The sequence below is a fragment of the Enterobacter sp. K16B genome (assembly GCF_020216105.1).
Taxonomy (GTDB): domain Bacteria; phylum Pseudomonadota; class Gammaproteobacteria; order Enterobacterales; family Enterobacteriaceae; genus Enterobacter; species Enterobacter sichuanensis.
Genome location: NZ_JAIWJZ010000011.1, coordinates 137751 through 155079, shown reverse-complemented (window position 1 = coordinate 155079; position 17329 = coordinate 137751). Strand labels below are relative to the sequence as shown.

The 17329-nt window shown below is 57.2% G+C and carries 13 protein-coding genes; 11 read left to right on the top strand and 2 right to left on the bottom strand.

What is annotated here, in order from left to right; translation table 11 throughout:
* Positions 1 to 129: 129 nt before the first annotated feature.
* The 7 genes from phoB (at position 130) to LDK53_RS03230 (ending at position 11389) form a co-directional block, all read left to right on the top strand.
* Positions 130 to 819 carry a phosphate response regulator transcription factor PhoB gene (phoB, locus tag LDK53_RS03260; RefSeq protein ID WP_008503265.1) on the top strand — a complete coding sequence of 230 codons (690 nt, stop codon included), beginning with the start codon at positions 130 to 132 and terminating at the stop codon, positions 817 to 819.
* A gap of 21 nt (positions 820 to 840) precedes the next feature.
* Positions 841 to 2136 carry a phosphate regulon sensor histidine kinase PhoR gene (phoR, locus tag LDK53_RS03255; protein ID WP_025756209.1) on the top strand — a complete coding sequence of 432 codons (1296 nt, stop codon included), beginning with the start codon at positions 841 to 843 and terminating at the stop codon, positions 2134 to 2136.
* A 409-nt stretch (positions 2137 to 2545) separates the two neighbouring features.
* Positions 2546 to 3865 (top strand): branched-chain amino acid transporter carrier protein BrnQ, encoded by a 1320-nt coding sequence (brnQ, locus tag LDK53_RS03250; protein WP_025756208.1) that lies wholly within the window; start codon positions 2546 to 2548, stop codon positions 3863 to 3865.
* An 80-nt stretch (positions 3866 to 3945) separates the two neighbouring features.
* Positions 3946 to 5319, top strand: a complete 1374-nt coding sequence (proY, locus tag LDK53_RS03245) for a proline-specific permease ProY (protein WP_045285210.1) — start codon at positions 3946 to 3948, stop codon at positions 5317 to 5319.
* Positions 5320 to 5482: 163 nt separating this feature from the next.
* Positions 5483 to 7300 (top strand): maltodextrin glucosidase, encoded by a 1818-nt coding sequence (gene malZ, locus LDK53_RS03240; protein ID WP_225284276.1) that lies wholly within the window; start codon positions 5483 to 5485, stop codon positions 7298 to 7300.
* A gap of 91 nt (positions 7301 to 7391) precedes the next feature.
* The gene (locus LDK53_RS03235; RefSeq protein ID WP_225284274.1) at positions 7392 to 10007 is read left to right on the top strand and encodes a DUF2339 domain-containing protein; all 2616 of its coding nucleotides are present in this window, start codon (positions 7392 to 7394) and stop codon (positions 10005 to 10007) included.
* Positions 10004 to 11389 carry a DUF3999 family protein gene (locus tag LDK53_RS03230; protein WP_225284264.1) on the top strand — a complete coding sequence of 462 codons (1386 nt, stop codon included), beginning with the start codon at positions 10004 to 10006 and terminating at the stop codon, positions 11387 to 11389. Before LDK53_RS03235 ends, LDK53_RS03230 begins: the two co-directional genes overlap by 4 nt.
* Before the next feature lie 42 nt (positions 11390 to 11431).
* Here LDK53_RS03230 and LDK53_RS03225 read toward each other — a convergent pair whose 3' ends face one another.
* A complete protein-coding gene (locus LDK53_RS03225; RefSeq protein ID WP_225284255.1) occupies positions 11432 to 12034 on the bottom strand; it encodes a peroxiredoxin in 603 nt (200 codons plus the stop codon).
* A gap of 127 nt (positions 12035 to 12161) precedes the next feature.
* Complete coding sequence (gene acpH, locus LDK53_RS03220; RefSeq protein ID WP_025756205.1) at positions 12162 to 12743, bottom strand: ACP phosphodiesterase; 582 nt, start codon at positions 12741 to 12743, stop codon at positions 12162 to 12164.
* 92 nt (positions 12744 to 12835) lie between these two features.
* Between acpH and queA the strand changes: the two genes are divergently transcribed.
* Genes queA through secD form a run of 4 tightly spaced genes read left to right on the top strand, consistent with a single transcriptional unit; the run spans position 12836 to position 17319 of the window.
* Positions 12836 to 13906: a tRNA preQ1(34) S-adenosylmethionine ribosyltransferase-isomerase QueA gene (gene queA, locus LDK53_RS03215; protein ID WP_025756204.1), complete on the top strand. Its 1071-nt coding sequence runs from the start codon at positions 12836 to 12838 to the stop codon at positions 13904 to 13906.
* A 55-nt stretch (positions 13907 to 13961) separates the two neighbouring features.
* The gene (tgt, locus tag LDK53_RS03210) at positions 13962 to 15089 is read left to right on the top strand and encodes a tRNA guanosine(34) transglycosylase Tgt (protein ID WP_025756203.1); all 1128 of its coding nucleotides are present in this window, start codon (positions 13962 to 13964) and stop codon (positions 15087 to 15089) included.
* A 22-nt stretch (positions 15090 to 15111) separates the two neighbouring features.
* A complete protein-coding gene (gene yajC / locus LDK53_RS03205; RefSeq protein ID WP_000007630.1) occupies positions 15112 to 15444 on the top strand; it encodes a preprotein translocase subunit YajC in 333 nt (110 codons plus the stop codon).
* Between the two features lie 27 nt (positions 15445 to 15471).
* On the top strand, positions 15472 to 17319 hold the full coding sequence (gene secD, locus LDK53_RS03200) for a protein translocase subunit SecD (RefSeq protein ID WP_071994021.1): 1848 nt from the start codon (positions 15472 to 15474) through the stop codon (positions 17317 to 17319).
* Positions 17320 to 17329 lie beyond the last annotated feature (10 nt).

Sequence of the window (17329 nt, the reverse complement as noted above, 5' to 3'; positions counted from 1 at the left end):
AACCGCTGTAATAAAACAACAGTTTGGCTATTGTCGTGGTACTGTTTTTCATAAATCTGTCATAAATCTGACGCATAATGGCGCCGAATTACAAACTTGTAACGTACATAAGATAAGACAGGGCAAAGTATGGCGAGACGTATTCTGGTCGTAGAAGATGAAGCTCCAATTCGTGAAATGGTGTGCTTCGTGCTCGAGCAAAATGGCTTCCAGCCGGTTGAAGCGGAAGATTATGACAGCGCAGTGAACCAGCTGAATGAACCCTGGCCCGATCTGATTCTGCTGGACTGGATGCTGCCCGGCGGTTCCGGACTGCAGTTTATCAAGCACCTGAAGCGTGAAGCGCTGACCCGCGACATCCCGGTGGTGATGCTGACGGCGCGCGGTGAAGAAGAGGATCGCGTGCGCGGTCTGGAGACCGGCGCGGACGACTACATTACCAAACCGTTTTCACCGAAAGAGCTGGTGGCCCGCATTAAAGCCGTGATGCGCCGCATTTCACCGATGGCGGTGGAAGAGGTGATCGAGATGCAGGGACTGAGCCTTGACCCCACCTCACACCGCGTAATGACCGGTGAAAATCCCCTCGACATGGGGCCTACCGAATTTAAACTCCTGCACTTCTTTATGACTCACCCGGAACGCGTTTACAGCCGCGAGCAGTTGCTGAATAACGTCTGGGGAACTAACGTGTATGTCGAAGACCGGACGGTTGACGTACATATCCGCCGCCTGCGAAAAGCGCTGGAACTGAGCGGCCACGATCGCATGGTGCAGACGGTCCGCGGCACGGGTTATCGTTTTTCTACCCGTTTCTGAACAATGACAGGAGTGTGACGCGTGCTGGAACGTCTGTCATGGAAAAGGCTCGTCTTTGAACTGATCTTATGCTGTATTCCGGCCTTCATTCTGGGGGCCTTTCTTGGACACCTGCCGTGGTTTCTGCTGGCGTCGGTCACCGGGCTGCTGATCTGGCATTTCTGGAACCTGCTGCGCCTCTCCTGGTGGCTGTGGGTTGACCGCAGTATGACGCCGCCGCCGGGAAGCGGCAGCTGGGAGCCGCTGCTGTACGGTCTGCATCAGATGCAGATGCGTAATAAAAAGCGCCGCCGCGAGCTGGGAAGCCTGATTAAGCGTTTTCGCAGCGGTGCGGAATCGCTGCCGGATGCGGTCATCCTGACCACTGAAGAAGGGACCATCTTCTGGTGTAATGGTCTGGCACAACAGCTGCTGGGCCTGCGCTGGCCGGATGATAATGGCCAGAATATCCTCAACCTTCTGCGCTATCCCGAGTTCACGCTGTACCTGAAAAAGCGTGATTTTACCCGACCGCACAATCTGAAGCTCAATAACGGTCGCCATCTGGAAATCCGCGTGATGCCCTACAGCGATAAGCAGTGGCTGATGGTGGCGCGCGATGTCACCCAGATGCACCAGCTGGAGGGGGCGCGTCGCAACTTCTTTGCAAACGTCAGCCATGAACTGCGGACTCCGCTGACCGTGCTTCAGGGCTACCTGGAGATGATGCAGGAGCAAACGCTTGAAGGTGCGCCGCGCGAGAAAGCGCTGCACACCATGCGCGAGCAAACGCACCGGATGGAAGGCCTGGTGAAGCAGTTGCTGACGCTCTCGAAGATTGAAGCCGCGCCAACGCTTGCGCTGAATGACACCATCGATGTGCCAATGATGCTGCGGGTCGTGGAGGGTGAAGCGCAAACCTTAAGCCACAACAGGCATCACCTGACCTTTGAGGTCGACAACACGCTAAAGGTGCTGGGCAGTGAAGATGAACTGCGTAGTGCCATTTCTAACCTGGTGTATAACGCGGTGAATCATACGCCGGAAGGGACGGACATCGTGGTGCGCTGGCACCATACCCCGACGGGAGCCGAATTTAGCGTGGAGGACAACGGGCCGGGTATCGCGCCGGAGCATATTCCGCGTCTCACCGAGCGCTTCTACCGCGTGGATAAAGCGCGTTCGCGGCAGACCGGAGGAAGCGGCCTGGGGCTGGCGATTGTTAAACATGCGGTGAATCACCACGAAAGCCGTCTCGATATCGAGAGCACGCTGGGTAAAGGAACCCGCTTCAGCTTCGTGATCCCGGAACGATTAATTGCCAAAAAGATCGCCTGACAGCCTGTGTGTCATTTTACCTTTCCATGGGTCAGCCTCTGCTGGCCCGTTTGCTTTGCAGCCAGGCGAAACGCGGATGAATTTTATACGGTTGATGCTTTTTTGTTCGCATGATTAGCCATGGCTTTTTCATGAAATTAGCGAATTATTCTGGTCCGTATTTTCATGCTGGCATATTGTTCTGGTTTTGCGATCCCTCCTTGCCTTTAAACGTTATAAGCGTTTAAATTGCGCCCCAGATACTGTCAGACCGACTGTATTTGCGTGGTAAATCGAAAAACTATTCTTCTCCACGCCAGGACGGGAGCATTTCCCGCTGAAATTGAGCAATTTTTCGGCTGTATCGTCCCACCAGGGAAAACGAAAATCTCAATGTTTTCAACACCACATCCACAGGCAGTAAGGTTTTATGACCCATCACTTAAAATCGCGTGACATCATCGCGCTGGGCTTTATGACATTTGCGCTGTTCGTTGGCGCAGGCAACATCATTTTTCCTCCCATGGTTGGCTTACAGGCGGGTGAACACGTCTGGACGGCCGCGTTTGGTTTCCTGATTACTGCCGTGGGTCTGCCGGTGCTGACCGTCATCGCGCTGGCGAAAGTCGGCGGCGGTGTGGATAGCCTCAGCACCCCGATTGGCAAAGTGGCGGGCGTTCTGCTGGCAACCGTCTGCTACCTGGCTGTTGGTCCACTGTTTGCGACCCCGCGTACGGCGACCGTTTCCTTCGAAGTGGGGATTGCTCCCCTGACCGGTGACGGCGCGATGCCGCTGTTTATTTACAGCCTGATTTACTTCGCGATTGTGATTCTGGTTTCCCTCTATCCGGGCAAGCTGCTGGATACCGTGGGTAACTTCCTTGCACCGCTGAAAATTGTGGCGCTGATTGTCCTGGCGGTAGCGGCTGTTGTCTGGCCTGCAGGCCCGATCAGCGACGCGATGGACGCCTACAAAAACGCCGCGTTCTCTAACGGCTTTGTGAACGGCTATCTGACGATGGATACGCTGGGGGCGATGGTGTTTGGTATCGTTATCGTTAACGCCGCACGTTCCCGCGGTGTGACCGAAGCGCGCCTGCTGACCCGCTATACCATCTGGGCTGGCCTGATGGCCGGCGTGGGTCTGACGCTGCTGTATCTGGCGCTGTTCCGTCTGGGCTCCGACAGCGCCATGCTGGTGGATCAGAACGCGAACGGTGCGGCTATCCTGCACGCTTACGTCCAGCACACCTTTGGTGGCGCGGGCAGTATGCTGCTGGCGGCGCTGATCTTCCTGGCGTGTCTGGTGACCGCGGTTGGCCTGACCTGCGCCTGTGCAGAGTTCTTCGCGCAGTATCTGCCGCTCTCTTACCGCACCCTGGTGTTTATCCTCGGTATCTTCTCCATGGCGGTGTCTAACCTCGGTCTGAGCCACCTGATTCAGGTCTCGATTCCGGTGCTGACAGCGATTTACCCGCCGTGTATCGTGCTGGTGGTGCTGAGCTTTACTCGCCCGTGGTGGAATAACTCCTCACGAATTATTGCGCCAGCCATGTTTATCAGCCTGATTTTTGGTATCCTTGACGGGATTAAAGCATCAGCGTTTGCGCAAATACTGCCAGCCTGGACACAGCGTCTGCCGCTGTCCGAGCAGGGCCTGGCCTGGCTGATGCCTACCGTTGTTGCACTGGTGCTGGCGATTATCTGGGACCGTGCTGCAGGGCGTCAGGTGACATCAAACGCCCATTAATCAACGGCAACAAACTGTTTAACCACGGGGCTTAAGGCCCCGTGGTTTTTTGTTTTTTCGTGTTGAATGGCAAGATTTAAATGGAAAGCACTAACAAACTCAAACGTGGGCTGAGCACGCGCCACATTCGCTTTATGGCGCTGGGCTCTGCTATCGGTACCGGTCTTTTTTATGGCTCGGCAGATGCCATCAAAATGGCCGGTCCCAGCGTTCTGCTGGCCTATATCATCGGCGGCGTGGCGGCGTATATCATCATGCGCGCCCTCGGTGAAATGTCTGTTCACAATCCGTCCGCCAGCTCATTCTCGCGCTATGCGCAGGAAAACCTCGGCCCGCTGGCCGGGTTCATCACCGGCTGGACCTACTGTTTCGAAATCCTGATTGTGGCGATCGCCGACGTAACGGCGTTTGGCATCTATATGGGCGTCTGGTTCCCGGCGGTGCCGCACTGGATTTGGGTCCTGAGCGTGGTGCTGATCATCTGTGCCGTTAACCTGATGAGCGTGAAGGTGTTTGGCGAACTGGAGTTCTGGTTCTCCTTCTTCAAGGTCGCCACCATCATCATCATGATTGTGGCCGGTTTCGGCATCATCATCTGGGGGATTGGCAACGGCGGTCAGCCAACCGGTATCCATAACCTCTGGAGCAACGGTGGCTTCTTCAGCAACGGCTGGCTCGGCATGGTGATGTCGCTGCAGATGGTGATGTTCGCTTACGGCGGTATCGAGATTATCGGTATCACCGCCGGGGAAGCAAAAAACCCGGAGAAATCCATTCCACGCGCCATCAACTCCGTGCCGATGCGTATTCTGGTGTTCTATGTGGGGACGCTGTTCGTCATTATGTCCATCTACCCGTGGAACCAGGTGGGCACTAACGGTAGCCCGTTTGTGCTGACCTTCCAGCATATGGGCATTGCGTTTGCGGCCAGTATTCTGAACTTTGTGGTGCTGACCGCCTCACTTTCCGCGATCAACAGTGACGTTTTTGGCGTGGGCCGTATGCTCCACGGCATGGCGGAGCAGGGCAGTGCGCCGAAGGTGTTCGCTAAAACCTCACGTCGCGGCACGCCGTGGGTAACGGTCGTGGTCATGACCGTTGCGCTGCTGTTCTCGGTTTACCTGAACTACATCATGCCGGAGAACGTCTTCCTGGTGATTGCGTCTCTCGCGACCTTCGCAACCGTCTGGGTGTGGATCATGATCCTGCTGTCGCAGATTGCGTTCCGCCGTCGTCTCTCGCCGGACGAGGCGAAAGCGCTGAAGTTCAAAGTCCCGGGTGGTGTCGCAACGACCGTCGTCGGGCTGATCTTCCTGGTGTTTATCATTGGCCTGATTGGCTACCACCCGGATACCCGTATTTCTCTCTACGTCGGCTGTGCGTGGATCGTGCTGCTGCTGGTGGGCTGGATGTTTAAGTGCCGCCGCGACCGCCAGCTGGCGGAAGCGCAGTAAGGTAAAAATGCCGGGTGGCGCTGCGCTTACCCGGCCTACACTCCCTTTTACCCCCGAAAAAAACTCCTCCCCCGTCCTCCTCCCCCAATAAATCACGTCATGGTGAGCTATCCTTAACCACCCTGTGGCAAGGTGACGTCAATTTCATCAAAGGGGATTCGTGATGTTAAATGCCTGGCACCTTCCGGTTGCGCCATTTGTTAAGCAAAACAAAGACAACCTTGTGATTACGCTCTGGCTGGCCGGGGAAAACCAGCCTGAACGCGTGACGCTCCGCGCCGAAGTGGATAATGAAGAAACCACGCTGAAAATGCATAAACAGCGCAGCCAGCCGCAGCCGGGGATCACGGCGTGGCGGGCGAATATCGACCTGAGCAGCGGCCAGCCGCGCCGTCGCTACAGCTTCAAACTGCTGTGGAATAACCGCCAGCTGTGGTTTACCCCGCAGGGATTTAGCCGTTTCCCGCCCGCACGGCTGGAACAGTTTGCCGTTGATTACCCGGATAACGGCCCGCAGTGGGTTAACGATCAGATCTTTTACCAGATCTTCCCGGACCGTTTTGCCCGCAGCCAGAAGCGGACTGCCGAACAGGATAAGGTCTATTACCACCATGCGGCGGGCCATGACATCATTCTGAAAGCGTGGGATGAACCATTAACCGCGCAGGCTGGCGGCTCGACCTTTTACGGCGGCGATCTGGACGGCATCAGCGAGAAGCTGCCGTATCTGAAAAAACTGGGCGTAACGGCGCTGTATCTCAACCCGGTGTTTAAAGCCCCGAGCGTACATAAATACGATACCGAAGATTATCGCCACGTTGACCCGCAGTTTGGCGGTGATGAGGCGCTGCTGCGCCTGCGTCAGAATACGCAAAATGAAGGCATGCGCCTTATTCTCGACGGGGTGTTCAACCACAGCGGCGATTCTCACGCCTGGTTTGACCGTCATAATCAGTCGATGGGCGGGGCATGTCATAACCCGGATTCGCCGCAACGCGACTGGTACAGCTTTAACGAGGAGGGCCGTGCACTGGACTGGCTGGGCTACCCGAGCCTGCCGAAGCTGGATTTTCAGTCGCCTTCTCTTATCAATGAAGTTTACGGCGGTGAAAACAGTATCGTCCGTCACTGGCTGAAGGCGCCGTGGAATATGGACGGCTGGCGTCTGGACGTGGTGCATATGCTGGGGGAAGCGGGCGGGGCGCGGAATAACCTTCAGCACGTCGCCGGGATCACGCGCTCGGCAAAAGCGGCCCAGCCTGAGGCGTTCGTCTTTGGCGAACACTTTGGTGACGCGCGCCAGTGGCTGCAGGCCGATGCGGAAGATGCGGCGATGAACTATCGCGGCTTTACCTTCCCGCTGTGGGGATTCCTCGCCAACACTGACATCTCCTACGATCCGAATCATATCGATGCGGAAACCTGCATGGCGTGGATGGAGAACTATCGCGCCGGTCTGTCCCATCAGCAGCAGCTGCGGATGTTTAACCAGCTCGATAGCCACGATACCGCGCGCTTTAAATCCCTGCTCGGCAAGGATGTCGCGCGTCTGCCGCTGGCGGTCACCTGGCTCTTTACCTGGCCGGGCGTACCGTGCATCTACTATGGCGACGAAGTGGGGCTGAACGGTAACAACGATCCGTTCTGCCGCAAAACGTTCCCGTGGGCACCAGAGCAGCAGGACAAGGTACTGTTCAGCCTGTATCAGCGGCTGGCGAAGCTGCGCAAGCAGAGTCTCGCCCTGCGCTACGGCGGCTGCCAGGTGGTGTATGCTCACGACAACGTGGTGGTCTTTGTCCGGATTTATCAGCAGCAGCGCGTGCTGGTGGCGATTAACCGGGGCGAGGCCTGCGAAGTGGTGCTGGAATATTCACCGCTGCTGGCAGATAAAACGTGGAAGAGCAAAGAGGGTAAAGCGACGTTGCAGGACGGCGTGCTTTCGCTTCCGGCGATCTCCGCGGCGGTCTGGTTCGGCAGTTAAGCGCGGACGGAACGGTTTTCACCTTTTAAGATGGCGCAAATGCAACGAGTTGTGTCAATCTTAACAGATCGTTTACGGTGAAGGTGGAAACATGGACGAGCTTTACATCCTTGGCTGTTTATTTCTGGTTTTTGCGCTGGTGGTTGCGCCCGTGCTTGCGGTTATTGGCTTTAATCGAAGCTCGGCGGCACAACAGGAGATCGCCCGACTTCGCCAGCGCATTGAGGCCCTTGAACAGCGCGGCGTGGCGGAGAACGCACCGGAGCCTGAACAGGCCGTTGCGCCGGCGGACATGACCGAACCGGTGGTCGATGACGCGCCCGCGTCTGTCGACCCCTGGCGCCCGGAGAGTCCCGCCGTTGCGGCAGTACCCGTTGCACCCCCAGCGCCAGCGACCAAACAGCCTTCTGCCTTTGGCGGTATGCTGTCGTCGCTGGTGCGCTGGTTCATGCAGGGTAATCCGCTGGCGAAACTGGGGATCCTGTTGCTCTTTCTTGGGCTTTCATTCCTGCTGCGCTATACCGTCGAGCACTCCCTGTTCCCGCTTGAGCTCCGCCTGGCCGCGACGGCGCTGTTTGCTATCGTCCTGCTGGCCCTCGGGTGGCGGCTGCGGCACAGACAGCGCGTCTATGCGCTGATCCTGCAGGGGGGCGCGACAGGCATTCTCTATCTGACCGTCTTTGGCGCTTTCCGGCTCTGGCAAATGTTGCCGATGACGCTGGCCTTTGCATTGCTGGTGGTGATTTGCGCGGCGAGCGTCGGGCTGGCGGTGCTGCAGAAGGCGCTGAGCCTGGCCATGCTGGCAAGCCTCGGTGGCTATCTTGCGCCGCTGCTCTTGTCTACCGGGGGCGGTAGCTTTGTGGCGCTGTTCTCTTTCTATCTCCTGCTTTCTATCGGCATTCTCGCGATTAGCATCTGGCAGCACTGGCGCGAGCTCAATCTCCTCGGGCTGCTGTTTACGTTTGGCGTGGGCGGCCTGTGGGGGCTGAACGACTACAGGCCAGAAGACTATTGGGTCTGCCAGCTGTTCCTGATTGCTAACACGTTGATATTCGGCGTGCTGAGCGTGGCGCTGTCGCTGCGGGCGCAGGAGAAAGGCAAGCAGATTATTGACGGTGTCCTGCTGTTTGCCCCACCGCTGGTTGGTTTTGGCATGCAGTATGGCATGACGCAGCACTGGACCTACGGCCCGGCACTGAGTGCCCTCGGATATGGCGCCTTTTATCTTACCCTTGCGTTCCTCGCCCTGCGGCGCTATCCCTCTCTCGGACGGCCGCTGGTTATGGCGGCGCTGGCAATCGGCGGCGGGTTTGCCACGCTCGCCATTCCGCTGGCGCTGTCGGCGCGCTGGACGGCAATGGCCTGGGCGCTGGAGGGGCTGGGCATCCTCTGGCTGGGCGTACAACAGCAGCAGCGGCGCATGAGCTATAGCGGGACGGCGCTGCTGGTGCTGGCGCTTGGCAGCGCGCTGTGGGCGCAAACGAATGGTGTGACGTCTCTGAGCCTGTTGCTGATCTTCACCATCCTCAGCCTCTGCTGGCTGGCTGCAGCCTGGCTGTGGCGGACTCTCTTGCTGCCGGTCAGCTGGGCGCTGCTGGCAGGCGGGCTGTTGTTCTGGATAGTGGCGCAGCTGGGGGCGGCGCAGCTAATGCTGAAGCAGGAATTATCTGTTCTGGCAGGCGTGCTGGCGCTCTCGGCCGTGTCGGTCTGGGGCTGGCGGCAGGCCGCCGCGCGTCTGGCGTGGCGAGAGCTGGATGCCAGCAAATGGCTGCTGTGGCCGCTGATGCTGCTGATGGTGGGTTATCAGCTCTGGCATCAGCAGGTCTTTGCCGCCGGCTGGTCAAATCTGGCGTGGTGCGTTGCGCTTCCTGCCGCGCTGATGCTGCTGTGGCGCGACGGTAAAAGGCTCCTCCCGCGTATCGCGATGGGGCTGCATCTGTCGCTGTTCTGGATGATTTTACTGGCGCTGGCGGCGGAGCTTTACTGGTTTGCCCGGTCGCTGCCGTGGGGGATGGCGGCCTGGGGCAGTGGACTGGCGATGGCCGCGGGGGGCGGTTTGATTATGGCGCTCCGGGCGGCGGTACGGCGTCGCGTTTGGCCCTTCCGGGAGTGGCCTGCGCTTTATGCCTGCCTGGCACCGATCCCTGTGGTCGTGACGCTGCTGGTATTGCTGGTCGTGACCAATTTCCAGGACGGTGTGGTCTATCGTCAGACCTGGCTGCCGCTGGTGAATCCGCTGGAGGAAGGTGCCGCGTTCGCACTGCTGGGGCTGGTGATCTTTTATCGGGCGGTGGAGCGCTACTACCCGGCATTGCTTGCGCAAGCGCGCCCGTGGCCTGCCGTCGCGCTGATGGCGTTTGGCTTCTGGTGGCTTAACGGTGCGCTGATGCGCGCCCTGGCCTGGTACGGCGACGTGGCCTGGAATATGGCATCGCTGTGGGATTCGCGGCTTATCCAGACCAGCTTTGCCCTGTTCTGGATGCTGAGCGCGCTGGTGGTCATGATCCATGCCACCCGTCGGGCTTCCCGGCAGGAGTGGCTCTGCGGCGCCGTGCTGCTCGGTGTGGTGATGGTTAAACTGATGCTGGTAGACAGCGCGGGCGGAGGCGGTCTGTCGCGCGCGGTGGCGTTTATCGGCGTGGCGATACTGGTGCTGATTGTGGGGTATTTCTCACCGCTGCCGCCCAAAACAGGAGATGAAAAATGAAATGGATGAATGCGGTAGTGTTTACCGCGCTGCTGGCGCTTTGCGGCCCGGCGCTTTGCGACGAGGGACAAACGGAATCGCCGCGGGACTATGCCTTTGGTCGTTCACTCGATACATCTGTCCCTTCCCAGTGGTATCGGGTCATGCTCCCGCTCGCCGTTTATGAACAGAGCACGTCACCAGAACTGCATGATGTTCGCGTCTTTAATCAGTCGGGCGAGCCGGTGCCTTTTAGCCTGGTCACCGCCACGCGTCCGCAGGCGACCCCGCAATCCACGGCGCTGCGCCTCTTCCCTCTGGACGCGTCGCCGCTTGCGCCTTCGCGAGACGCCGGGGATAGCGATAAGGTCCTGCTCCGTTCCCGCAACGGCGTGGAGATTGTGCTGGAAGGGCAAAACACGGCCGCCTCAGGGCAACATTACCTCCTGACGCTGCCGGAGCAGAACGCAGGTGAGATTGTCCTGTCCCAGCTTCAGCTGCTCTGGAATGCTCCCCGGACACCGTGGCAGGGAACCGCGTCGGTCTATTACAGCGAGGATCTTAAGCGTTGGTTTAGCCTGCGTGAGGATATGCCCTTGCTGGATGTCGTCAGCGGTCAGGATCGTCTTAAGCTCGATCGGATCGATACCGACATGGTGCTGTCTCCCGATGCGAACCGCTATCTGCTGGTGGTGCTGAATTCGGAACACCCGGGCCTGACACTGACCGGCGTAAACGCAATTAGCGCACCTGCGCAGGCCATGTCTGAAGAAATGAGTCTGGAGGGCGAGGCGGAACCGTTATCGGCAAGCGAAGCGCAATGGCACTGGACACATCCGCAGCCCCTGAGCGCGGTCAGTATCACCCTGAATGGTGACGGTGTCCTTCCCGTGGAAATCGCCTGGCGGAGTACGGAAAAAGACAGATGGCACCCCCTGAAGAAAGAGGTCCTTTACCGTCTGGAGGGGAAAACATCGGCACCGGTTTCGCTCAACGGCGGGCTGGTCCAGGCGGTGAAAATCACGACTCTGAATGCGCGTCTGCCGGAAAACCTGCCGGTCGTGACGGGGCATCGCGACCGCTATGACCTCGTGTTTAACGCGCAGGGGAAAGCGCCGTACGTGCTCGCCTGGGGCAACGGAGCAGCAAAGCCTGCCAGCGTGGAGCCCGACATGCTGATCCCTGCCGACCTGCGCAAAACCTATGATCTGGCAAATCTGCCGCAGGCTGACATTCAGGATAATGTCGCATTAGGCGGCGAGGGGCGTTTAACCGCCACGTCCGCGGCCGAGCGGGAGAGCAGGATGAACACGCTACTGGTCTGGGGCGTGCTGATTGCGGGTGTCGTTCTGCTGGCGGGCATGGCCTGGCGCATCTGGCGAGAGACGCAGCGTAAGGCATAAAAAAAGGCCCGCATTAGCGGGCCTTCTCGTAAACCGTGCCGATTACAGGCTGGATACGTTCTCGGACAGGTATTTTGCTACGCCGTCTGGAGAAGCAGCCATACCTTCTTTTCCTTTTTCCCACTGAGCCGGGCACACTTCACCGTGCTCTTCGTGGAACTGCAGCGCGTCAACCATACGCAGCATTTCGTCGATGTTACGACCCAGCGGCAGATCGTTTACAACCTGGTGACGCACGATGCCGTTTGCGTCGATCAGGAAAGAACCACGCAGTGCAACGCCAGCGTCCGGATGTTCGATACCGTAAGCCTGCTGGATTTCGCGTTTGATGTCCGCAACCATTGCGTATTTCACCGCACCGATGCCGCCTTTGTCGACAGGGGTGTTACGCCATGCGTTGTGTACAAACTCAGAGTCGAAGGAGACGCCAACCACTTCCACGCCACGCTTCTGGAATTCTTCATAACGTTTGTCGAACGCGATCAGTTCAGACGGGCAAACGAAAGTGAAGTCCATTGGCCAGAAGAACAGAACGGTCGTTTTACCGTTGGTGTGCTGTTTGAAGTTGAAGTTTTCAACGATTTCACCGTTGCCCAGAACTGCTGCAGCTGTAAAATCCGGAGCCGGACGAGTTACCAGAACCATATGATTCTCCTGTAGATACTAAGGTTATTTGGAACGCAACGCGAGCCAGTATAGAGAGTGTTCAGGGATAAGACAAAGAGGTGGTGACAATCGTTCCGCCAGCTTTTACCTATCAATGTGAAATCTGTCAGAGCTGTTTGCTTTTCGCCTGGGCCATCATGCGCGGGTAAAATTGCCAGAAACGCGTTTCCAGCGCGTCGTAATGTTCATCCAGGTCATACCAGGAGTCGCGCAGGGCATCCAGCCGCGGGCGCCGGCTCGCCATGCCGTTTAACACATTCTGAATGAAGTCCATATCGCGGTAGCGCTCCAGCCAGCGTTCTGACCACAGATAGTTATTGAGATTCACAAAGCGCGGCGGCGAGTCGGGCAGAATAATCGACACTTGCTGATGGGCGTAGCGTACAAACTCCGGCAATGGCATCTCCGGCGACAGCTGTCCCCAGTGGCGCGACAGGAAGTGATCCCACATCACGTCGAGCGTGATCGGCGCGACGCGGCGCGTTTCGGGGCGAAACCACCCTTTGGCCTCGGTCACTTCCGGCAGGTTATCCGTCAGAACGTCGATGCGGCGATGCATAAAAATGCCGTCGACCACCTCAGGGGAATAGTTTTCAGCGGGGTTGCCGCGCACGAAATCGGCCAGCAAATTACCGGAAAGGGAGCTGTCAGCGAGGTGAGCGAGATGCAGGTGAGCGAGAAAATTCATGCGTTTTATTTGTCCGGGGGCGGCTAGTTGTTGCAGCAAAAGGGTGTGAGCACTAGACTATGCCGCCTGTTTTTAAGTCACGAGTATACGTCATGCGCGTCGCCGATTTCTCCTTTGAACTACCTGAATCCCTGATTGCTCACTACCCCATGCCTGAGCGCAGTAGCTGTCGTTTGCTGTCACTGGATGGGCCAACGGGCGAGCTGACGCACGGTACTTTCACCGATTTGCTCGACAAGCTCAACCCTGGCGATCTGCTGGTCTTTAACAATACCCGCGTGATCCCGGCGCGTCTGTTTGGCCGTAAAGCCAGCGGCGGCAAGATTGAAGTGCTGGTCGAACGTATGCTCGATGATAAACGTATTCTGGCACATATTCGCGCGTCTAAGGCGCCGAAGCCGGGTGCGGAACTGCTGCTGGGCGATGATGAAAGCATCAACGCGACCATGACCGCGCGACACGACGCGCTGTTCGAAGTGGAGTTTAACGACGAACGCACCGTGCTCGACATTCTGAACGCCATCGGCCACATGCCGCTGCCGCCGTACATTGAGCGTCCGGACGAAGAGGCCGACCGCGAGTTGTACCAGACCGTCTACAGCCAGAAGCCTGGCGCGGTCGCGGCGCCGACGGCAGGCCTGCACTTTGATGAACCCCTGCTGGAAAAACTGCGCGCGAAAGGGGTTGAGATGGCGTTTGTGACGCTGCACGTCGGGGCGGGAACCTTCCAGCCGGTGCGCGTGGACAGCATCGAAGATCACATCATGCACTCTGAATATGCTGAAGTGCCGCAGGATGTGGTGGATGCGGTGCTGGCGGCGAAAGCGCGCGGTAGCCGTGTCGTTGCGGTCGGTACGACCTCGGTGCGCTCACTGGAGAGTGCCGCGCAGGCGGCGAAAAATGGTCTTATCGAGCCGTTTTTTGGCGATACGCAGATCTTTATCTACCCGGGCTATCAGTACAAAGTGATTGACGCGCTGGTGACCAACTTCCATCTGCCTGAATCAACGCTGATTATGCTGGTCTCCGCGTTTGCGGGTTATCAGCATACAATGAATGCCTACAAGTCTGCGGTAGAACAAAAATATCGCTTTTTTAGCTACGGGGACGCGATGTTTATCACGTACAATCCGCTGGCTTTGAATGAGCGTGTCGGGGAATAAGTCCGCGGCACCGGAATAATGTGTTGGACTGTTTTTCTGGCACAGAGGAAAGAAAATGAAATTTGAACTTGATACCACCGATGGCCGCGCGCGTCGCGGCCGCCTGGTGTTTGATCGCGGCGTGGTGGAAACCCCCGCGTTTATGCCTGTGGGCACCTACGGCACCGTCAAAGGGATGACGCCGGAAGAGGTGGAAGCCACTGGCGCGCAGATTATCCTCGGCAATACTTTCCACCTGTGGCTGCGCCCGGGCCAGGAGATCATGAAGCTCCACGGCGATCTGCATGATTTCATGCAGTGGAAAGGCCCCATCCTGACCGACTCCGGCGGCTTCCAGGTCTTCAGCCTTGGTGATATCCGTAAGATCACCGAAGAGGGTGTTCACTTCCGTAACCCGATCAACGGCGATCCGATTTTCCTCGATCCTGAAAAATCGATGGAGATTCAGTACGATCTCGGCTCTGACATCGTGATGATCTTCGACGAATGTACGCCGTACCCGGCTGACTGGGATTACGCGAAGCGCTCAATGGAGATGTCGCTGCGCTGGGCGAAGCGTAGCCGCGATCGTTTTGACTCCCTGCAGAACAAAAATGCGCTGTTCGGCATTATCCAGGGCAGCGTTTACGAAGATTTACGCGATATCTCTGTTAAAGGTCTGGTAGAGATAGGTTTTGATGGCTACGCTGTCGGCGGTTTGGCTGTCGGTGAGCCGAAGGAAGACATGCATCGCATTCTGGAACATGTCTGCCCGCAGATCCCGGCTGATAAACCCCGTTACCTGATGGGCGTGGGTAAACCAGAAGATCTGGTTGAAGGCGTGCGCCGCGGCATCGATATGTTCGACTGCGTCATGCCAACCCGCAACGCGCGTAACGGTCATCTGTTTGTTACCGATGGCGTGGTGAAAATCCGTAACGCGAAGCATAAAAGTGACACCAGTCCGCTCGACGCCGAGTGCGATTGCTATACCTGTCGCCATTATTCTCGCGCGTATCTGCATCATCTCGATCGTTGCAATGAGATTTTGGGCGCGCGTCTCAATACCATTCATAACCTTCGCTATTATCAGCGCTTAATGGCTGGTTTACGCAAGGCTATCGAAGAGGGTAAATTAGAGAGCTTCGTGACCGATTTTTACCAACGTCAGGGTCGAACCGTTCCACCTTTGAACGTTGATTAATATTAATAATGAGGGAATTTGAATGAGCTTTTTTATTTCTGATGCGGTAGCGGCAACAGGTGCTCCGGCGCAGGGCAGCCCGATGTCTCTGATTCTGATGCTGGTTGTGTTCGGTCTGATCTTCTACTTCATGATCCTGCGCCCACAGCAGAAGCGTACCAAAGAGCACAAAAAGCTGATGGACTCCATCGCGAAAGGCGATGAAGTACTGACCAACGGTGGTCTGGTCGGTCGTGTAACGAAAGTGGCTGAAAGCGGCTACATTGCTATCGCCCTGAACGACACCACTGAAGTGGTCATCAAACGTGACTTCGTAGCTGCCGTTCTGCCGAAAGGCACCATGAAGGCGCTGTAATCCCAACTTTTCCCAAAGGGAACTGCCGTGTTAAACCGTTATCCTTTGTGGAAGTACATCATGCTGGTCGTCGTGATTCTCGTCGGCCTGCTGTACGCACTTCCCAACCTGTATGGTGAGGATCCGGCTGTTCAAATCACTGGCGCGCGCGGTGTCGCCGCCAGTGAGCAAACGCTGATCCAGGTCCAGAAAACGTTACAAGAAGAAAAAATTACCGCTAAGTCTGTGGCTCTGGAAGAGGGTGCAATTCTTGCTCGCTTCGACACCACCGACACGCAGCTCCGCGCTCGTGAAGCGCTGATGGGCGTGCTGGGTGATAAATACGTCGTGGCGCTTAACCTTGCTCCTGCAACCCCGCGTTGGCTGGCTGCGCTGAGCGCTGAGCCAATGAAACTCGGTCTTGACCTGCGTGGCGGCGTTCACTTCCTGATGGAAGTGGATATGGATACCGCGCTTGGCAAACTGCAGGAACAAAATATCGATAGCCTGCGCAGCGATCTGCGTGAAAAAGGCATCGCTTACACCACCGTGCGTAAAGAAGATAACTACGGTATGAGCATCACGTTCCGCGACAGCGCGGCGCGCGATCAGGCTGTAGATTACCTGACGCAACGTCACCGTGACCTGGTGATCACCTCTCAGGGCAGCAATCAGCTGCGTGCGGTGATGACCGATGCTCGACTGAAAGAAGCGCGTGAATATGCCGTTCAGCAGAACATCAATATTCTGCGTAACCGTGTAAACCAGCTGGGCGTCGCTGAGCCGCTGGTACAGCGTCAGGGTGCTGACCGTATCGTGGTTGAACTGCCGGGTATTCAGGACACCGCGCGTGCGAAAGAGATTCTGGGTGCGACCGCAACGCTGGAATTCCGTCTGGTGAATACCAACGTTGACCAGTCTGCTGCCGCTTCTGGCCGTATTCCGGGTGACTCGGAAGTGAAACAGACTCGCGAAGGTCAGCCGGTGGTGCTGTACAAACGCGTGATCCTGACCGGTGACCATATCACCGACTCCACTTCCAGCCAGGACGAATACAACCAGCCGCAGGTTAACATCTCGCTGGATAGCGCGGGTGGTAACATCATGTCTAACTTCACCAAGGACAACATCGGCAAACCGATGGCGACCCTGTTCGTGGAGTACAAAGACAGCGGTAAGAAAGATGCAAACGGCCGTGCGGTACTGGTGAAAGAAGAAGAGGTGATTAACATCGCCAACATCCAGTCTCGTCTGGGTAACAGCTTCCGTATTACCGGTATTAACAACCCGAACGAAGCGCGTCAGCTCTCTCTGCTGCTGCGTGCCGGTGCGCTGATTGCGCCAATTCAGATTGTTGAAGAACGTACCATTGGTCCAACGCTTGGGATGCAAAACATCCAGCAGGGTCTGGAAGCGTGTCTGGCCGGTCTGGTGGTCTCTATTCTCTTCATGATCTTCTTCTACAAGAAGTTTGGTCTGATTGCGACCAGCGCGCTGATCGCTAACCTGGTGCTGATCATCGGCATTATGTCCCTGCTGCCAGGGGCGACGCTGACCATGCCGGGGATTGCGGGTATCGTTCTGACCCTCGCGGTGGCGGTCGACGCCAACGTACTGATTAACGAACGTATCAAAGAAGAGTTGAGCAACGGTCGCTCTGTTCAGCAGGCGATTGACGAAGGTTACAAAGGCGCGTTTAGCTCCATCTTCGATGCGAACGTAACAACACTGATTAAGGTTCTTATCCTGTATGCAGTGGGTACTGGCGCGATCAAAGGCTTTGCGATTACAACCGGTATCGGTGTCGCAACGTCAATGTTTACCGCTATTGTCGGCACCCGTGCCATCGTGAACCTGCTGTACGGCGGCAAGCGCGTCAAAAAGCTGTCTATCTGAGGAGTGCGTT